The organism is Runella sp. SP2, assembly GCF_003711225.1.
Lineage (GTDB): Bacteria > Bacteroidota > Bacteroidia > Cytophagales > Spirosomataceae > Runella.
Genome location: NZ_CP031030.1, coordinates 3,372,955 through 3,392,648 on the forward strand (window position 1 = coordinate 3,372,955; position 19,694 = coordinate 3,392,648).

The 19,694-nt window shown below is 50.0% G+C and carries 2 protein-coding genes; both read right to left on the minus strand.

Annotated elements, in window-relative coordinates:
- Nucleotides 1-107: 107 nt before the first annotated feature.
- Nucleotides 108-12,698, minus strand: a complete 12,591-nt coding sequence (locus DTQ70_RS14060; RefSeq protein WP_164490028.1) for a MopE-related protein — start codon at nucleotides 12,696-12,698, stop codon at nucleotides 108-110.
- Between the two features lie 284 nt (nucleotides 12,699-12,982).
- Nucleotides 12,983-19,609, minus strand: a complete 6,627-nt coding sequence (locus tag DTQ70_RS14065; protein WP_122931395.1) for a T9SS type A sorting domain-containing protein — start codon at nucleotides 19,607-19,609, stop codon at nucleotides 12,983-12,985.
- Nucleotides 19,610-19,694 lie beyond the last annotated feature (85 nt).

Consider the following 19,694-nt stretch of genomic DNA (forward strand, 5'->3'; position numbering starts at 1 on the left):
ATTGTTTACTTATGTAAAACAATTCACTAAAAACTAATATACCAAAAAAATGTAAAATGTTTTACTAACAAATATTGGGAGGGGTACCAAAACCCCTCCCCTTGCACTTAGTTTACCTTTAGTACTTTGAGTACTTCTTGTTTATTTTCGGTTTGCACCCGTAGGAAATATACGCCGCTTGGCAACTCACCCACCCCAAACTCTTCTTGATGCGTGTTGGTTTCGGGCAAAAATTGACGACGCAACACCTCCCGACCCGAAGCATCCGTCAACGAAGTCTGCACGACTTGCCCCTTGCTGTCTTGCACTTTCAAACGCAGGATGTTGGTGACGGGGTTGGGCATGACTGTGGCAAAGACGCCGTTATCAGTTATCTGTTTTCCGTTATCCGACCCTTGCCCTTCGCCCCTTGCCACTTCACTATCCGCTGTCCTCGCTGCTCCCACGCCTACCCCATCTTTCGACTGGATACGGAACCAGTATTCTTGGTAGGCCAAGACATTACCTTGAGGCCTCCGTGTCGAGGGATAAATGCTGCCCCAGCCCTTTTGGTCCCAATAGCGAATACTCAATTTGTACAAACCTTTGGGCAACCCTGTGTCATATACGTTACCGCCAACACCGTTGTCTTGGTAAAAACCGTAGGCAGGGTGGTTTTGTCCGTACAGCTCCGTCCAGCCTTCGCGGTTGGCGTACATAAAATACGGCGCGTTGTTCTCGTGGGTGTTGAATGAACGAATTACCCCCATTTCTGGTGTCGCTAGCATATCAAACGTCAATGAACCGTCGGTGCTTAATCCGCAAGCTTCCACGTTCACTGTCCAGTAGCGAGGTGCTAGTTTATTCGCATTTTCAACATAATAGAGCGTCGGGTTTACTTGCGTGCTTTGCTCCAATTCAGGGCCACCGTCGCGGGTGATGAATTGGCTTGTCCACAACGACTTATCGTTCGCAGGCTTTACCGCCGATTTTGATTCGCCGATGTTTATCAACGTCACTACAAAAGCGTTCCAATAAATGTCCTTTTTCATACTTTCCGCACTTTGGCAACCACCTTCAAATAGACACTTCGCCCAGTACGTTTGCTTGGTCACGTTGTTGAATGCCACTTCAAAACTTGGCGCGGTGACGCCCGTGTTCCAGAACGTTTGGCTTCCTGCGGGGCAATTGGCCGAAACCGTGACCGTTGTGCCTGTGCAAACGATCTCTTGACTTGCCGTAATCACGGGAGCAACTTGCGTTGGCGTTAACGTAAACGTTACTACATTACTTTTCTCGCTCACACAACCATTTTCCGTCTGACAACGAGCGTAGTACGACGTCGTCTGACTTGGAACGGTCGAAGGCAGGCTTGGAAGTGCCACGTTCGTTGTGGCATTGTACCAAACCGTGCGCAAGCTTCCGCAGGTTGACTGTCCACTGAAACTTGCTGATGGGTTACAACTGCTTGTTGATGATAACGAAACCGTCGGTGCAGAAGGAATTACAACCAATTTTAAACGCATTACCCCCGACTCAGATTCCACACAAGATGGTGTTCCGTCTGATTTGCGACAGCGTACGCGGTAGTTGTGGAACTGATTGTCCACCAAACCAACAGGTACGCCTGCGCTGTATTCGCCACCGTCAACTGAATAAAGTATCACTTCGCCAGCAGCACAGTTCGCATTAAATGTGAGCGTAGTAGTCACTAAGCTACAGACTTCTTTGGTTTCACCTACGGCAACCGTTACACCATCCACTAATAAAGAAACATTTTGCGGAACGGATGCGCGGTTATTAATCGTCAATTCTATCACGCCCGAATAGGTCGAAGCGCAATTGGCGTCGCAGGCCGCTTGGTAGCGGTGGGGTTGGTTATTGGACGGTTGGGAAATTGGGGCTGTCGCCGACCAATCGCTCCATGCACCACTACCAACTTGAACTCGCCAAACGGGATTGCCAACCACACACAAACCCGAAACAGTAAACTGTAAACCGTTAACAGGATTGGCATCCGTATCGCACAAAACTGGATTGTTGCCTTCGTTTAGGGTTTGTTGTAACGTGGATAAAGTAATTGTTGGTTTGTTTTGAACGGCTACACTACCTGTAACATTTGGTGATACGCAGCCGCTAGCATTACTCACAACAAGGCTATAAGTAATCGAACTACCCGTCGCTGGCACGCTCAAATTCACTACAATGGACGTTGATGTAAGTGCACCATTAGTTACAGTTGTAATGCCTGCTCCCGTAATCGAATAGCTTGTTGGGCTGCCCGTCGTAGCCGTGTAGGGTATTGTGAAAGAAGTTGCTCCTGCACAAATAGCCGCACTTGCTGCCGTTGTGATGCTTACATTGCTAGGTGGCGCAATAATATCCACATCCCCACTTACCCCAGAAGTACAGCCTACATCATTGGTTACGGTGAAGGTGTAGGTTCCTGAGGACAATCCTGATACTGTCGTCGTTGCGCCTGTGCCTGTGCTAGTGACAGCACCAGGGTTACGTGTCAGCGTCCATGTCCCACTCGATGGCAAACCACTCAACGCTACGCTTCCCGTGGCCAATGCACACGTCGGTTGCGTTATTGTACCAATTGTTGGGGGAGTTGGGTTTTGCGTGAACGTCACACTCACATCGTCCGTTGAGGCAGTGCATTGTCCATTGCTAATTGTCCAGCGCAACACATAACTATTGCCCGCAACACCCGTAAAAGTTGAGGTAGCACTATTGGCATCGCCAAATGTTCCACCCGTACCACTTACCACAGTCCATAGACCCGTTCCGACCATCGGTGCATTACCTGCCAAAGTCACCTGCGTTGTACCGCAAGCGGGAGTTTGGTCAGGACCTGCATTGGATACCGTTGGGTTTTGGTTGAAACTAATCGTTACATCATCACTCGAAGTACAACTTCCATTCGTAATCGTCCAACGCAATGTGTAAACGCTACCTGCGGTCCCGTTAAAAGTTGACGTCGGGCTCGAAGCATCGCCAAACGTTCCACCCGTACCACTTACCACGCTCCATAGACCAGTCCCAACCATCGGTGCATTACCTGCCAAAGTCACCTGCGTTGTACCACAAGCGGGAGTTTGGTCAGGACCCGCATTGGATACCGTCGGGTTTTGGTTAAATGTAATCGTTACATCATCGGAAGAGGTGCAACTTCCATTCGTAATCGTCCAGCGCAATGTGTAAGTACTTCCTGCTGTCCCACTAAAAGTTGACGTTGGGCTCGAAGCATCGCCAAACGTTCCTCCCGTACCACTTACCACACTCCAGATACCCGTTCCAACCATCGGCGTGTTACCTGCCAAAGTCACCTGCGTTGTACCGCAAGCGGGAGTTTGGTCAGGACCCGCATTGGATACCGTCGGGTTTTGGTTAAATGTAATCGTTACATCATCGGAAGAGGTGCAACTTCCATTCGTAATCGTCCAGCGCAATGTGTAAGTACTTCCTGCTGTCCCACTAAAAGTTGACGTTGGGCTCGAAGCATCGCCAAACGTTCCTCCCGTACCACTTACCACACTCCAGATACCCGTTCCAACCATCGGCGTGTTACCTGCCAAAGTCACCTGCGTTGTACCGCAAGCTGGGGTTTGGTCAGGACCTGCATTGGATACCGTCGGGTTTTGGTTGAAACTAATCGTTACATCATCGGAAGATGTACAACTTCCATTCGTAATCGTCCAGCGCAATGTGTAAGTACTTCCTGCTGTCCCGCTAAAAGTTGACGTTGGGCTCGAAGCATTGCCAAACGTTCCTCCCGTACCACTTACCACACTCCATAAACCCGTTCCGACCGTCGGTGCATTACCTGCTAAAGTCACCTGCGCTGTACCGCAAGCTGGGGTTTGGTCAGGACCCGCATTGGATACCGTCGGGTTTTGGTTAAATGTAATCGTTACATCATCACTCGAAGTACAACTTCCATTCGTAATCGTCCAACGCAATGTGTAAGTACTTCCTGCTGTCCCACTAAAAGTTGACGTTGGGCTCGAAGCATCGCCAAACGTTCCACCCGTACCACTTACCACAGTCCAGATACCCGTTCCGACCGTTGGTGCATTACCTGCCAAAGTCACCTGCGTTGTACCGCAAGCGGGGGTTTGATCAAGACCTGCATTGGATACCGTCGGGTTTTGGTTGAAACTAATAGTTACATCATCGCTGGAAGTACAACTTCCATTCGTGGTCGTCCAGCGCAATGTGTAAGTACTTCCTGCTGTCCCACTAAAAGTTGACGTTGGGCTCGAAGCATTGCCAAACGTTCCTCCCGTACCACTTACCACACTCCATAAACCAGTACCTACCATCGGTGCATTACCTGCCAAAGTCACCTGCGTTGTACCACAAGCTGGAGTTTGGTCAGGACCCGCATTGGATACCGTTGGGTTTTGGTTGAAACTAATCGTTACATCATCGGAAGAGGTGCAACTTCCATTCGTAATCGTCCAGCGCAATGTGTAAATACTTCCTGCTGTCCCACTAAAAGTTGACGTCGGGCTCGAAGCATTGCCAAACGTTCCACCCGTACCACTTACCACACTCCATAAACCAGTACCAACCGTTGGTGCATTAGCTGCCAAAGTCACCTGCGTTGTACCACAAGCTGGAGTTTGGTCAGGACCCGCATTGGATACCGTTGGGTTTTGGTTGAAACTAATCGTTACATCATCACTCGAAGTACAACTTCCATTCGTAATCGTCCAACGCAATGTATAACTACTACCTGCGGTCCCGTTAAAAGTTGACGTCGGGCTCGAAGCATTTCCAAACGTTCCACCCGTACCACTTACCACGCTCCATAGACCAGTCCCAACCATCGGTGCATTACCTGCCAAAGTCACCTGCGTTGTACCGCAAGCGGGAGTTTGGTCAGGACCCGCATTGGATACCGTCGGGTTTTGGTTGAAACTAATCGTTACATCATCGGAAGAGGTGCAACTTCCATTTGTAGTCGTCCAGCGCAATGTGTAAGTACTTCCTGCTGTCCCGCTAAAAGTTGACGTCGGGCTCGAAGCATTTCCAAACGTTCCTCCCGTACCACTTACCACACTCCATAAACCAGTCCCAACCATCGGTGCATTACCTGCCAAAGTCACCTGCGTTGTACCGCAAGCGGGAGTTTGGTCAGAACCCGCATTGGATACCGTTGGGTTTTGGTTGAAACTAATCGTTACATCATCGGAAGAGGTGCAACTTCCATTTGTAGTCGTCCAGCGCAATGTGTAAACGCTACCTGCGGTCCCGCTAAAAGTTGACGTCGGACTCGAAGCATCGCCAAAAGTTCCTCCCATACCACTCACCACGCTCCATAGACCAGTCCCAACCGTTGGTGCATTACCCGCCAAAGTCACCTGCGTTGTACCACAGGCTGGGGTTTGGTCAGGACCTGCATTGGATACCGTCGGGTTTTGGTTGAAACTAATAGTTACATCATCGGAAGAGGTACAACTTCCATTCGTAATCGTCCAACGCAATGTGTAAGTACTACCTGCTGTCCCGCTAAAAGTTGATGTTGGGCTCGAAGCATCGCCAAAAGTTCCACCTGTACCACTTACCACAGTCCAGATACCCGTTCCGACCGTTGGTGCATTACCTGCCAAAGTCACCTGCGTTGTACCACAAGCTGGGGTTTGGTCAGGACCCGCATTGGATACCGTCGGGTTTTGGTTGAATGTAATCGTTACATCATCACTCGAAGTACAACTTCCATTCGTGGTCGTCCAGCGCAATGTGTAAACGCTACCTGCTGTCCCGTTAAAAGTTGATGTCGGGCTCGAAGCATTTCCAAACGTTCCTCCCGTACCACTTACCACACTCCATAAACCATTACCTACCATCGGTGCATTACCTGCCAAAGTCACCTGCGTTGTACCACAAGCTGGGGTTTGGTCAGGACCCGCATTGGATACCGTCGGGTTTTGGTTGAATGTAATCGTTACATCATCACTCGAAGTACAACTTCCATTCGTGGTCGTCCAGCGCAATGTGTAAACGCTACCTGCTGTCCCGCTAAAAGTTGACGTCGGACTCGAAGCATCACCAAACGTTCCTCCCGTACCACTCACCACGCTCCATAGACCCGTTCCGACCATCGGTGCATTACCTGCCAAAGTCACCTGCGTTGTACCACAGGCTGGGGTTTGGTCAGGACCTGCATTGGATACCGTCGGGTTTTGGTTGAAACTAATCGTTACATCATCGGAAGAGGTACAACTTCCATTCGTAATCGTCCAACGCAATGTGTAAGTACTTCCTGCGGTCCCGTTAAAAGTTGATGTCGGGCTCGAAGCATTTCCAAACGTTCCTCCCGTACCACTTACCACACTCCATAAACCATTACCTACCATCGGTGCATTACCTGCCAAAGTCACCTGCGTTGTACCACAAGCTGGGGTTTGGTCAGGACCCGCATTGGATACCGTCGGGTTTTGGTTGAAACTAATCGTTACATCATCACTCGAAGTACAACTTCCATTCGTGGTCGTCCAACGCAATGTATAAACGCTACCTGCTGTCCCGCTAAAAGTTGACGTCGGACTCGAAGCATCACCAAACGTTCCTCCCGTACCACTCACCACGCTCCATAGACCCGTTCCGACCATCGGTGCATTACCTGCCAAAGTCACCTGCGTTGTACCACAGGCTGGGGTTTGGTCAGGACCTGCATTGGATACCGTCGGGTTTTGGTTGAAACTAATAGTTACATCATCGGAAGAGGTACAACTTCCATTCGTAATCGTCCAACGCAATGTGTAAGTACTTCCTGCTGTCCCGCTAAAAGTTGACGTCGGGCTCGAAGCATCACCAAACGTTCCTCCCGTACCACTCACCACGCTCCATAGACCCGTTCCGACCATCGGTGCATTACCTGCCAAAGTCACCTGCGTTGTACCACAAGCGGGAGTTTGGTCAGGACCTGCATTGGATACCGTTGGGTTTTGGTTGAAACTAATCGTTACATCATCACTCGAAGTACAACTTCCATTCGTGGTCGTCCAGCGCAATGTGTAAACGCTACCTGCTGTCCCGCTAAAAGTTGACGTCGGGCTCGAAGCATCACCAAACGTTCCTCCCGTGCCACTTACCACACTCCATAAACCAGTACCAACCGTTGGTGCATTAGCTGCCAAAGTCACCTGCGTTGTACCACAAGCTGGAGTTTGGTCAGGACCCGCATTGGATACCGTTGGGTTTTGGTTGAAACTAATAGTTACATCATCACTCGAAGTACAACTTCCATTCGTAATCGTCCAACGCAATGTGTAAGTACTTCCCGCTGTCCCGCTAAAAGTTGACGTTGAGCTCGAAGCATTGCCAAACGTTCCTCCCGTACCACTTACCACACTCCAGACACCCGTTCCGACCGTTGGTGCATTACCCGCTAAAGTCACCTGCGTTGTACCGCAAGCGGGGGTTTGATCAGGACCCGCATTCGCCGTCGTGGGACATACTTGCTCCACCGTTATCACTACGTCGTTATTATCGCCCCCTCCCGTATAACTAATTGTGGCATTCAATCCTGAATTTAAAAAGTTTGACAAAGTTGCGCCTTGAGCAAAATTACTGAAGGTACCACCGACAGCTTCCGTACCATCGTTGTCCACAATCACAAACGTCTCTCCTCCTACCAGTGCAGGCGTACCGCTCAACACCAAGTTGACACCTGCCAAATTCACCACGCCCACCGCTTTAAGTTGACTATAGGTACTGCCAGTACCGTCTCCCGCCGTAGTACCGTTGATGGCAATGTTTAAATCGCCCCCTAACGACAGCGTACTCGCCGTTACGTCCGTACCGTTGAATGTTGGTTTGATAGCCGCCAATGCGCTGCCTGGGTCAAGCAGCAATGTGCCGCCTCCCGTATTGAAACCACCACCGCTCACATTTATATCACCCCCGCTAATCAGTTGCACGTTGGTACTGGCGGGACGGGTGATTTCTGCAGAAACCGTTAGATTTCCACTGTTGGCATTGCCGATGATGAGCGTGCCCGTAGTAATATTATCAAGTTCGGTATCACTCAAGCCAAGCGGGCTGCCGACGCTGTTCGTAGCTGTGCCGAGGTTGATGGCTATATTGTTGGTATATGGCCGCAAAGCAGTGCTCCCTGCTGCCCGCGTGCTGATGGTACTCGCCAAGTCCATGCTATTGGCAATGAGGGTAATGTTGCCGCCATTGGTGGCCGTAGTTATGGCTGCTGAAGAGGTGTAGCTGATGCCAATACTATTGCTACCACTCCCTTCAATTCCTGTGAGGATTACATTGCCACCACTTGAAGTGATTTGAGTATCCGTATCTTGTATTTTTATGCCCCAATTGCTACTACCGCCAGTGCCTGTACCACCTTGTCCTGTTATCGATACGGTGCCACTACCTCCAGCACTGATCTGGGAACCAAAGCCAGCAAACAATCCTTGATTGTTGCCACCTGGCCCGGCACCGCCGCCCACTGCGTTAATCGTTACGTTTCCTCCCGACGAACTGATTAGGGTTCCCGCACCCTCTACGTTCGCACCATGGTTGGACGAGCCCGTTGTGCCACTGCCTCCGCTGGCTTGTATATTTACATAGCCACTACCCCCTGCTACAACTTGAGTTCCAGAAACGATAGCCAAACCATAGTTGGCGATAGAACTACCTGAGCCTCCGCCTTGTGCCACAATGTTTAGGTTGCCGTTGTTGGTATTTACCGCACTGGAAATGAGATAAACTCCATAGTTACCATTTCCACTTGTAGCTGCTCCGGTACCGTTCACCGTTAAGTCACCTGTGCCTCCGGCTGAAACCAAGCTATTAGAAGTGAGGTAAACGCCTATATTACCCTCCCCCGCGGTGGTACCACCACCTTGCCCAGTGACGCTTACATCCCCTCCAGAGGACGTGATTTGGGCATTGTTATTACTCAGACATACCCCGCGATTGCGGCCTCCACTTGTTTGGCCACCTGTCCCGTTTACATTTACGGTACCCGTACCTCCTGCCGTAATTTTTGCAGCACTTTGAACAAAAACACCAATATTAGACTGCGAACTACTAGCGCCGCCGCCCTGCCCAGTTACACTCACATTACCTCCCCCAGAGGTGATTTGGGTATTGGCACCGTCCACATAAATTCCGTAGTTATTGTTTCCAGTAGTAGCTCCTCCCGTACCTTGCACAGTTACCAAGCCGTTGCCCCCTGCCGTAATGGCGCCTCCTAACTCCTGCCAAATGCCGTAATTGTTGGCGCCCGAACCAGTACCACCACCGTTTCCAGTTACGCTTACATTGCCTCCCGAGGATGTAATCAAAGTATTCGCCGTTCCTGCCACGTAAACCCCCACATTAAAATTACCACTGCCTGCACCACCCGTACCACTTACCGTTACAGTGCCACTGCCACCCGCAGTAATAGTTCCATTTGAGGTTACGGCTACTCCCCGACAGGTAGAACTAGCCCCCGTACTTCCGCCAAAACCAACTACCGATACATTGCCCCCCAAAGACGTGATACGGGCATTCGTCCCCGTCACATTTACCCCAATATTACCGTTGGTGGAAGCAGCACCCACGGCACCTTCTATGGTAGCAGTGCCACTGGTACCACCACTTATCAATCCGCCATTTTGTACAACAACTCCAAATTGATTAATGGCTGAGTCGTCGCCACTTTTGCCTTTTACTGTCAATGTACCCGTGCCATTGACACGTATAATAGCGCCATTGACGGCCACTCCGACAAAGTTGCCCGTACTTGCAGTAGCCTGCTGATTAGCTTCCAAAGTCAAATTTCCATCGGTGGTTTCGAGAGAAGCAGTGCCATTACTAAAGACGATGTTACGACTGACTTTTATGACAGCGGCACCAGTACCAGTGAGTAATAAATTGGCACTGTTGGTAAAAGAAACCTGATCCGTGCCAGGATTGGCATCGTCGTTTTGCAAATCCACATCCAAATTGGCATTCGTCGCAAAGGTTATGTCTCCATTAAAATTAACCTGATCGTCGCCCGTGCCGCCATTGATACTTAACGAGGGTAAGTTCGCCGTAAATGCACCGACGTTGATGATGTCGTTTCCTACTGCGGTATTGACCGTAATGGAGCTTGCTCCGGCGAGGGCTACATCGGCAGGAAAACTGAGCGTAGTTCCCCCATTCAGGGAATAGGTACGTCCAGTCACATCAAAACGAATATTGGTGCTATTTTGAGAGACATTGAGCGTTTCGCCATTGCCTACTGCATCGGTAATGATAATGCCACCACCAGTTGTAGTGATGGTATAATCGGGATTACAGCCATCGTCAGTAAATCCATCACAGTTGTTATCAATACCATCACAGATTTCCGTTGCACCTGGTTTGATGGCCGCGTTGTTATCATTACAATCGCCGCTGGTTGCCTGCAATTCGGTGGCTAATTTATAACCTGCGGGGCGCAAGCATTGCGTAATGGTCGCTGCACCTGTTTCAACATAATTGTCATTGTCGGTATCTTTATACCATACCTGACCAGGTTTCTCCAAAGCATTATTGTCATTACAATCAGTGTTGTTGGTGACGTAGCCGCTAGGTTGGGCACAGGCTTGTTGTGTCACAGCAGGATTACCAAAACCATCGCCATCTATATCGCGATAAAAGGTAGTGATGAACTGACCTGTTGTGATAGGAACGAAAGCCACATAGTCATTGGTTGCACTCCAGGCAGCTCTATTTCTACCCGGCACTGCGAGGGCAATGGTGCCGCTGGCATTTTCAATCCCCATGGTAGCGGGGTCAACCCCATTGATATTGGTAGAATGAATTTCAATTAAATTGGAAGTTTCATAAAGGATGATCTGGCTGGTGACGTTAGGGGAGCTACTCCCAGCAATGGGAATGCCCACATAATTGACGATTAACTTTCGGTTGGGTGCCGAGCCCGTGGTGAAGTAGTTGATGCTACCACTCGCAGAAGGATCTAAATCATCCCAGGCTAAAGCAATCAGATTATTGGGAGAAGACGTATTGGGAATACTCTGTCCGGAGCAGCAGCCAGAGGAAAAAGGTGAAAAGGTTATAAAGCCATTGGAACTAATCGCAAAATCGGTATAGCTGTTCCCAAAGAAGCTAAACGTAAAACCGATGGGTAAAGTACTGCTCACCGCATCATCGCCAAGCGTTACAGAGGTACCCGTTCCTGCCACCGGGCTAAAGGTGCCACTTTGATTGAGTGAATAAGGCAGATCAGCGTTTTGGTTATCGTCGCAATCTAGGGCATTGTCAGCCCAGCCTTCGCCGCAACTCGTACAGAATTGTTTGGTAACACCAGCAATTCCATAGCCGTCACCATCCATATCCTGATAGCAGGTGACAACAGTAGCCGTTGAGGTAGCTGTTTCAAAGGCACCGTAATCGTAACAACCAATCGGCCTGTTGTTGTTGTTGTAATCTTTTTCGGCGGGTGCGCTGGTAAAATACTCGCCGCCAGGTCCATCTATTGCGGGCGAGTTGACTGCTAAGCGCAAATCCCCACCTGCAGCATTTACAAAAAGCGGATCCGTGTTGAGAACGGTTCCGACGCAGGTAAGGCCAAAGGTGCAACCACCTTTAGACAAGCTGTTTTCTAAACGGATAGCCGAAAAACTGGCTGTGCCCAGACAGTCACCAGTGGGGTCTCCCCAAAGAATACATTTAATAAAACTAGCCGTAGAGCCTCCACCTTGAAGCGCATTGGAATACCCCACTTTTTTAGATAGCGATGCGTTGTTGTTGTAAAAAGTGCAGTGTTCAAATACGGGAGTGGAGAATGGAGTACCACTGAAATCGCCATCCGCCATGCTCAACACTGCGCCGCCGTGGCGGGATGCAATATTGTTTTCAAACAAACAATTGGTGAAAATAGGCGTACTGGAGCCACTCACCTTACTGGCTGCGCCTGCTCCCCCCCCTCCAGAGGCCTGGTTGTCGTAAAGCCTGCAGTTGTTTATGGTCGGTGCCGAAGTGATGCCACCTGTGGCATATACGAATACACCACCACCGATGCCGCTTACAGCAGGATTGCTGAAATCATTGGCATCGCCGCCATTGGCGTTTCCTTTGGTAACGGCTACCCCATCCAAACGCATGGCCGCCGAAACGCCCTGTATATACACTACGTGATACGCATTGTCAGCATCATCGCCGACGGTGCCCACATCGCCGCTCAGGATTGCGATATTGGTTCGCCAGTTTCGCTGGGAAAGCGAAGATTCTGTACCGTTAAAGCCCCCGTAAATGGCAATATCTTTGTTGATAAAAAAGGTTTTGAGCTGTCCATTGCCCGGGATGGTGCCTGCATTGTCCTTGGTGGGATAATAAGTGCCTGAAGCCAGCCAGATTTGATCTCCAGCCACAGCCACTTCAATGGCTTTTTGCAGGGTTTGATAAGCTTGTGCCCAGGAAGTACCTGTATTGCTGTCGTTGCCACCAGGCCTGACATAACGGGTAACCGCCAGTGCGGGACTAGCATCAATAATAGCAGAACCTGAATAAATTGAGAGTGGGGCCAATCCTCCAGTATTGGCCCCACTCATGGCTATACTTCGCGTAAAATCGCTGGTTGTAATTTTATCTGAATCCCCTGAATTAGGGATGTCGGTCACAACACTGATACCAACAGAGGGAGCAAGCGTTCTGGATGTTTTTGTAAATGCCTGTTGAACAATAGTCCAACATAACAAAAGAATGGACAATTTTTTCATGGTCGAATTGTAAAGGTTGTGCATGTTTGGAAATCGAATTTCCTATCGCCACAAACATACACTCCACCCCCCGAATGGTATTAACTCTAATGTTCCATCTTTTGCTCTAATGTTCCATTTACCAAATTTTCTTTTGCTCTAATGTTCCATTTCTTTTGCTCTAATGTTCCACTCGCTGATTATCAGATAGTTACAAAAAACCCTTTTTCGACCATTTTTACAAAAAAGAGAGCCTCCAAAAATTGGAGGCCCTCTAAGCACTACGATATTAAAGCTACTACATTTTAATTCATTTTTAGCACTTTCAGCGTCGCTTGTTGGTCAGCCGTTGTCACCTTCAAGAAGTACATTCCTGCTGGCAACTCACTCACCCCAAACTCTTCTTGGTGCGTGTTGGTTTCGGGTACAAATTGACGACGCAACACCTCCCGACCCGAAGCATCCGTCAGCGAAGTCTGCACCACTTGCCCCTTGTTCTCTTGCACTTTCAGGCGAAGGATGTTTGTGACGGGGTTGGGAAGAACAGCCAGCCCCCTGCCCCCCAATGGGGGAATAATTGCCGTGCGACGGTCCGACCCTTGCCCTTTGCCATTTGCCTCTTCGCTCTCCGCTGTCCTCGCTGCGCCTACACCTATTCCATCTTTCGACTGGATTCTGAACCAGTATTCTTGGTAAGCCAACACGTTGCCTTGCGGTTTACGGGTGGATGGGAAGATACTGCCCCAGCCTTTCATGTCCCAGTAGCGGATGCCTAGTTTGTATAAACCTTTGGGTAAACCCGCATCGTATGAGTTGCCACCCGCGCCGTTGTCTTGGTAAAATCCGTAGGCAGGGTGGTTTTGCGCATACAATTCCGTCCAGCCTTCGCGGTTGGCGTACATGAAATACGGTGCGTTGTTCTCGTGCGTGTTGAAAGAACGAATCACCCCCATTTCGGGTACGGCCTGCATGTCAAAGGTCAATGAACCGTTTGTGCCCAAGCCGCACGCATCTGCGTGAATCGTCCAGTAGCGAGGCGCCATTTTGTTGGCGTTTTCTACGTAAAACAACGTCGGGTTTACTTGCGTACTTTGTTCTAACTCTGGGCCACCGTCGCGGGTGATAAACTGGCTCGTCCAAGCCGAGCGGTCGTTGGTTTTGATGGCGGATTTGCTTTCGCCAATGTTTATCAACGTCACCACAAACGCATTCCAATAAATATCCTTGCGGACACTTTCAGCACTTTGGCAACCACCTTCAAATAGACATTTTGCCCAGTACGTTTGCTTGGTCACGTTGCTGAAGGCCACCTCAAAACTTGGCGTGGTCACACCTGTATTCCAGCTCGTGGTGCTACCTGCGGGACAATTGGCCGAAATTGTGACCGTTGTGCCCGTGCAAACAATCTCTTGCGAAGCCGTAATCACGGGCGCTATTTGCGTTGGCGTTAGGGTAAACGTCACTACATTACTCTTCTCGCTCACACAACCGTTTTCTGTTTGGCAACGTGCATAGTACGAGGTCGTTTGGCTTGGTACGGTTGATGGCAAACTTGGCAGAGCCACGTTAGTGCTGGCATTGTACCACACCGTGCGTAAACTTCCGCAAGTTGACTGACCGCTGAAACTGGCCGATGGGTTACAACTGCTTGTTGATGACAACGAAACCGTCGGTGCAGAAGGAATGACCACCAATTTTAAACGCATTACCCCCGACTCCGATTCTACACACGAAGGAGCGCCATCCGATTGGCGACAACGCACGCGGTAGTTGTGGAACTGATTGTCCACCAAAGCCGTTGGAACGCCCGCGCTGTATTCGCCGCCATCAACTGAATAAAGTACTACTTCTCCCCCAGCGCAATTGGCGTTAAATGTGAGGGTTGTATTTGCCAAACTACACACTTCTTTGGTTTCGCCTACGGCTACCGTCACGCCATCCACCAATAACGACACATTTTGCGGTACCGAAGCACGGCCAGTAATGGTCAATTCGATCGGCCCCGTGTAAGTTGCGGGGCAAGCCGCGTCGCAAGCCGCTTGGTAGCGGTGGGGTTGGTTATTGGACGGTTGGGAAACTGGGGCTGTCGCCGACCAGTCGCTCCATACGCCATTCCCTACTTGTACTCGCCAAACAGGATTTCCCACCACACACAAACCCGAAACCGTAAACTGCAAACTGTTAACTGGATTGGCATCCGTATCGCACAAAGTTTGGGAATTACCTTCGACCAAGGTGCGTTGGAGGGTCGTCAGCGTAATCGTCGGTTTGCCTTGTACCTTCACCGTGGCGTTGCCCGTTTGCGCTTGGCTACAATTGGCAGCCGACACGCTCACGAGGTCATACACAAATACGCCTGCGGTAGTGGTGGGTTGCGTCAAAGTAGCGGTGTTGGCGCCACTGGCCGACGAAACGCTTTGCAGCGGCCCACCGTTGATGCGGTAGCCAAACGTATAAATACCCGTTCCGTTTGCGCCCGTAAAGGTAATGGTAGCCGAAGCTGCGTTTTGGCAAACCGTGGTTGAACCCGCAACGCTGGCCGTCGCCAACGAAGGGGCATTCAGCGTGTAAGGCCCCGCCAAGGTCACCTCGCAGCCAGTATAGGTTATTTTAAAATCGCTGTAAGTACCTGCGCCAAGTTCCGTTAGAACAAAGGTGTTGCCTCCCGCCGACACCCGTCCGCGCGACGTACCTACCATAATAGGAGTTGAAAGCGCGTCGCTTCCTTTCTTGTAACTCAACGTATAATTCCCCATTGGCAAGCTGGTTGAGAACGAAAGCGTGCCGTCCGTTGCGCCGCAAGTTGTAGGGTTGCTACTGCTGGTTTGGGTCAGCGTAAACGTCGGTGCGCTCAACGTCGCCGTGGCGGCGTCGCTCACGCAGTTGTTCAACGTCACTTTAATGTTCGTATAAGCACCTGCCCCCAAACTACTAATCTCCAAATTCCCCGAAGCATCGCTGCTCAACGTCGCCGTCACCGATGTGCTGGCGTCTTTTTGGTAGCTGACACTGTAACTGGTACTCGCCGCCAAACCCGTCAACTGAATGCTGCCGTCGGTGGTGTTGCAGCCGCTCGGTGGTGTTTTGGTGCCCACCGCAAAGGTCGGTTTGTTGGGGTTTGATAGGGTAAGAATGTCGGCAATCGTAATATTGGTGCTGTTATACACAATCTTAAAATCTCGGTATGCCCCAGCCCTTAATCCCGACAAGGTAAAGGTATTGTTGCCTCCGCTGCCCGCCGTCACCGACACAGTAGCACTGCCAGGGCTAGCAAGGAAAGTGTATTCTAAGGTATATGCGTTGGTGCCTACGGGTAGATTGGTGGTAAATACCAGCGCTCCGTCCATAGCGCCGCAACCACTCGGTGGCACCGTTGAACTGTAGGCAAACGTATAAGCGGCCGCAGGCGCACCCACCGTGGCCGAAAGCGCACTGCTGCTGCAACCGTTGATGGTTAAAATAATGTTGGTATAACTTCCTCCGCCCAAATTGGCGATGGTAAGATTGCCATTGGCATCGGAACTGACGGTGGTGGTAACGGCCGTACCACCGTCTTTTTGATAGCTAATGCTGTAGCTTTTGCTCACCGCCAAGCCCGACAACTGAATGCTGCCATCGCTGCCCCCCACGGTAGTAACGGCCGTTGTACCGCTTACGGCAGGATTGGGCAAATCGCCAATACGGATAATGGGTGAATAGGTGACGTTACAAGCCCCAGCCGTAAACGCAAAATCGGTGTAAACACCCGCACTTAAATTAGACAGGGTAAACTGACGCCCCCTACTCCCTGCTACAGTCACATCGGTTGTTACTGTATTACCATTCTTTTTATAGCTCAACGAATACGTCCCAACATTGGCTGAAGTAGTGAATAACAGACTTCCGTTAGTTCCCGCGCAGGTAGTTGGAGGAGTGATTGTATTAGGAGAAGCGGCTCCTGCCACATAAATCGTCGCCCCTGCGTACGCTACTTCACAGGTGCCGTATTGCACTTTGATGTCGGTATAATACCCCTCCGATGCGCTGATGGTAGCTGTATTTCCACCACCTAGATTAAAAACTTCCATTTGTCCCGATTGACTAACGCCGTTGCGTTTGTAGGTGGCAGGATACGTACTGAAAGTACCCGTAAAGCCTAGGTTGGTATCAAAGACAAGAAGTCCCGCTGTTGTACAAGTCGCTCCACGGGTACTCCTTCCGTTTGTCAAACTTGCCGCTGATACCTCAACCGTAATGGTGACGGCTTGCAACCAACAGGCTTTTTTGAAGGTAATGGTGTGCGTACCGATTGGTAAATTACCCACACTTAACTGCCCACTGGCATTGGACGTCAGGTTTTGGGGAGTGCCTCCTACGCCTACCGTAACGATGTACTCCGTATTGGGCTCTACGCCTACAAGTAACACACTGCCATTGTTGTTAGTTGGACAGTTGGAGGAAGCAACGCCAAGGGGGGCCAAGACAGGCACCGATGTGGCGGATTGGGTAATGGTAAACGTCCCTCCGTTGAGGTTTTGTACCAACCCAGTGTTGGTCGTTATGGTACTAGTGCCCGTAGCATTTTCGATGATCACCCCTGCGTTGTTGGTCGTGCCTGTTCCTGTTATTATGCTATTTGACTTAATCCACAGCAAAGAACTACAGCCTATATTTGAAAACGTACCCACGTTATTCAATGCGCGTGAGTTTACGCCCGCTGCAATGCCTCCAACAATGATGCTGGCATAGTTTCTGAAAACCCCACTGGCACTATTTTCTATACCGATACCGTTAGGAAAATTATCAACGGTGATTTCCCCTCCCACATTGTTGTCAACATTACCAAGATTAAAAATACCAAATAGAACTATTCCCACATTACCTATATTTATCGTGCCTGCATTAGTGAAAGTAATGCCCGTATCAACAGACAGCGCCGCACTTGTGCATCGGCTTATTTTTATCACGCCCCCTGTTTTATTCTCAAATGTACCCACACATACAATACCACTAGCACCTACCGACTGCGTTTGGCCCACATTCACCGTCCCCGCATTGGAAAACGTAGCATTTGCAGCGTTATTTATTGCAGTGCTGGATGTATTATCCACCGAAATGGTTGCCCCAGCGTTGTTGTTAAAAGTTCCAAAGTTTACTATCCCTGTAGCTCCCAGCGCACTTTCATTTCCCAACACCAACTGACCGTTGTTTTCAAAAATCCCACCAACATTATTGGTAAAAGATCTATCATTTCTAAATCCGTTAATGGTCAGCTTTCCCGAATTAGCGATGGTCAGGGTAGCGCTGGAAAATATAGACACTGATTTGGCTTCGGCATCGGTGGTACTGATGGTTGGGTAAAGCGGTGGTGATAATACGGCGCTGATTTCCACATCGTCGGTGGCGGTGGGGACAGTTAGTTTGCTCCAGTTGGCGGCGTTGTGCCACTCACCGTTGGCGCAGCCCGTCCATACCAACGTAGTTTCGTCAGCAAGGACATTGATTAGACGGCTTCCAGTAGCGCCAATTAACCCAATCGCAAACTGACTGTAAATACCAACGGGAAGGTTACTTAACGTAAAACTGCCATCATTTGCAATGCTCACCGAAGCCGTGCGGGTTTCGGCCGTGGCGCTGCCGTTGGCTTGGTAACGGTAACTCAAGGTTTGGGTAGTACCGCCGTAGCCCGTACTCGTAAACGCAATGCTCCCCGTGCCCGTGCAAGTCGTTGGTTCGGTAGCTGTGCCTAAGGTCAGCGTGGGGTTTTCGACCGAGGCCGACAAGCTAAATTCAAGCGTGCTGCAGGTGGTTCCCTTCACCGTAATGGCATACGTCCCCACGCCCAAAGAGGGAATCGTGATTTCGTTGGTGGTCACTGCCACGCTGTTGGTGGTAGGGCTACCGCCGTCCTTGCTGTAAGTCAGCTCGTAAGTATCGTTGGGCAAGCCTTTGATTTTGATGGAGCCATCGCCGCCGTTGAAAGTCGTGGGAGCAGCCCCAACCGCTACCAAGGCAGGGAGTGGCCCCGCACCCACGTCAAACGTGCCGCCGTTGAGGTTTTGCACCAAGCCCGTGTTAGCGGTGATGTTGCTGTTGCCCGAGGCTTTTTCGATGATGGTCCCTGAATTGCTTGAAGTAGCGCCAGAACCGCTAAAAATTCTACTATTAGACTGAAGCGACAGCAAGGCACTGCAACCGTCATTGATAAAAGTAGCTCCAGTGTTCCTCATCCCAAAAGAACCTCCCGCAGTGGCTCCAATGGTGATGGTCGCATAGTTTCGGAAAGTGCCAGCCGAAAGGTTAATTCCAGTGGTACTAAAATTGTCAATGTTGATTATCCCCCCGAGCATATTGTCAAAGCTCCCAATATCAACTCTAAGACCATTAGTACTGTTGCCGATGTTTATCGTCCCAGCGTTGATAAATGATGCACTGGTTTTGTCTATGATTATTCCATTAGGAAAATTATCCACGGCAATGACTGCACCTGCGTTGTTTTTAATCGTTCCTCCGTTTGAAAGCCCCGTAGCACCCAATCCACTTTCATCTCTCACTCTCACTACCAATTGACCGTTGTTCTCGATGGTTCCAAGGTTATCAATTGATTTTCCACCACTTCCTGTACCATTTAAGGTCAACTTGCCCGTGTTGGCAATGGTTAGGAAAGTGTTGGAGTTTAAAACTACCGATTTGGCGGTAGCATCGGTGGTGATGATGGTTGGGTAAAGCCGTGGTGATGATACCGCAGGGATAATCAAATCGTCGGTAGCCGTAGGAACACCCGTTGGGCTCCAGTTGCTGGCGGTATTCCAGTCGCTGGTTCCTGCAGCTCCCGTCCAGATTTTTTGCGCCCAAAGTGGCTGGCTCAACCCCAGTCCTAGCAGCAACAAAAAGCTGGTGAGGTAGGTGATTTTGGGGTGTTTTAAACGTGTTAAAAGATAATGTAGCTTCATATACGTAGTACGTTAAATTTGAAGCCACAAATAAATAGCAAAAAAAATCGAGAAAAAATAAGGGTTAACCCTTATTTTTTGGATA

Bases quoted from the DNA above. Each gene is read 5' to 3' on its own strand.
- DTQ70_RS14060 (WP_164490028.1), bottom strand. From the start codon at position 12,698: ATGAAAAAATTGTCCATTCTTTTGTTATGTTGGACTATTGTTCAACAG.
- DTQ70_RS14065 (WP_122931395.1), bottom strand. From the start codon at position 19,609: ATGAAGCTACATTATCTTTTAACACGTTTAAAACACCCCAAAATCACC.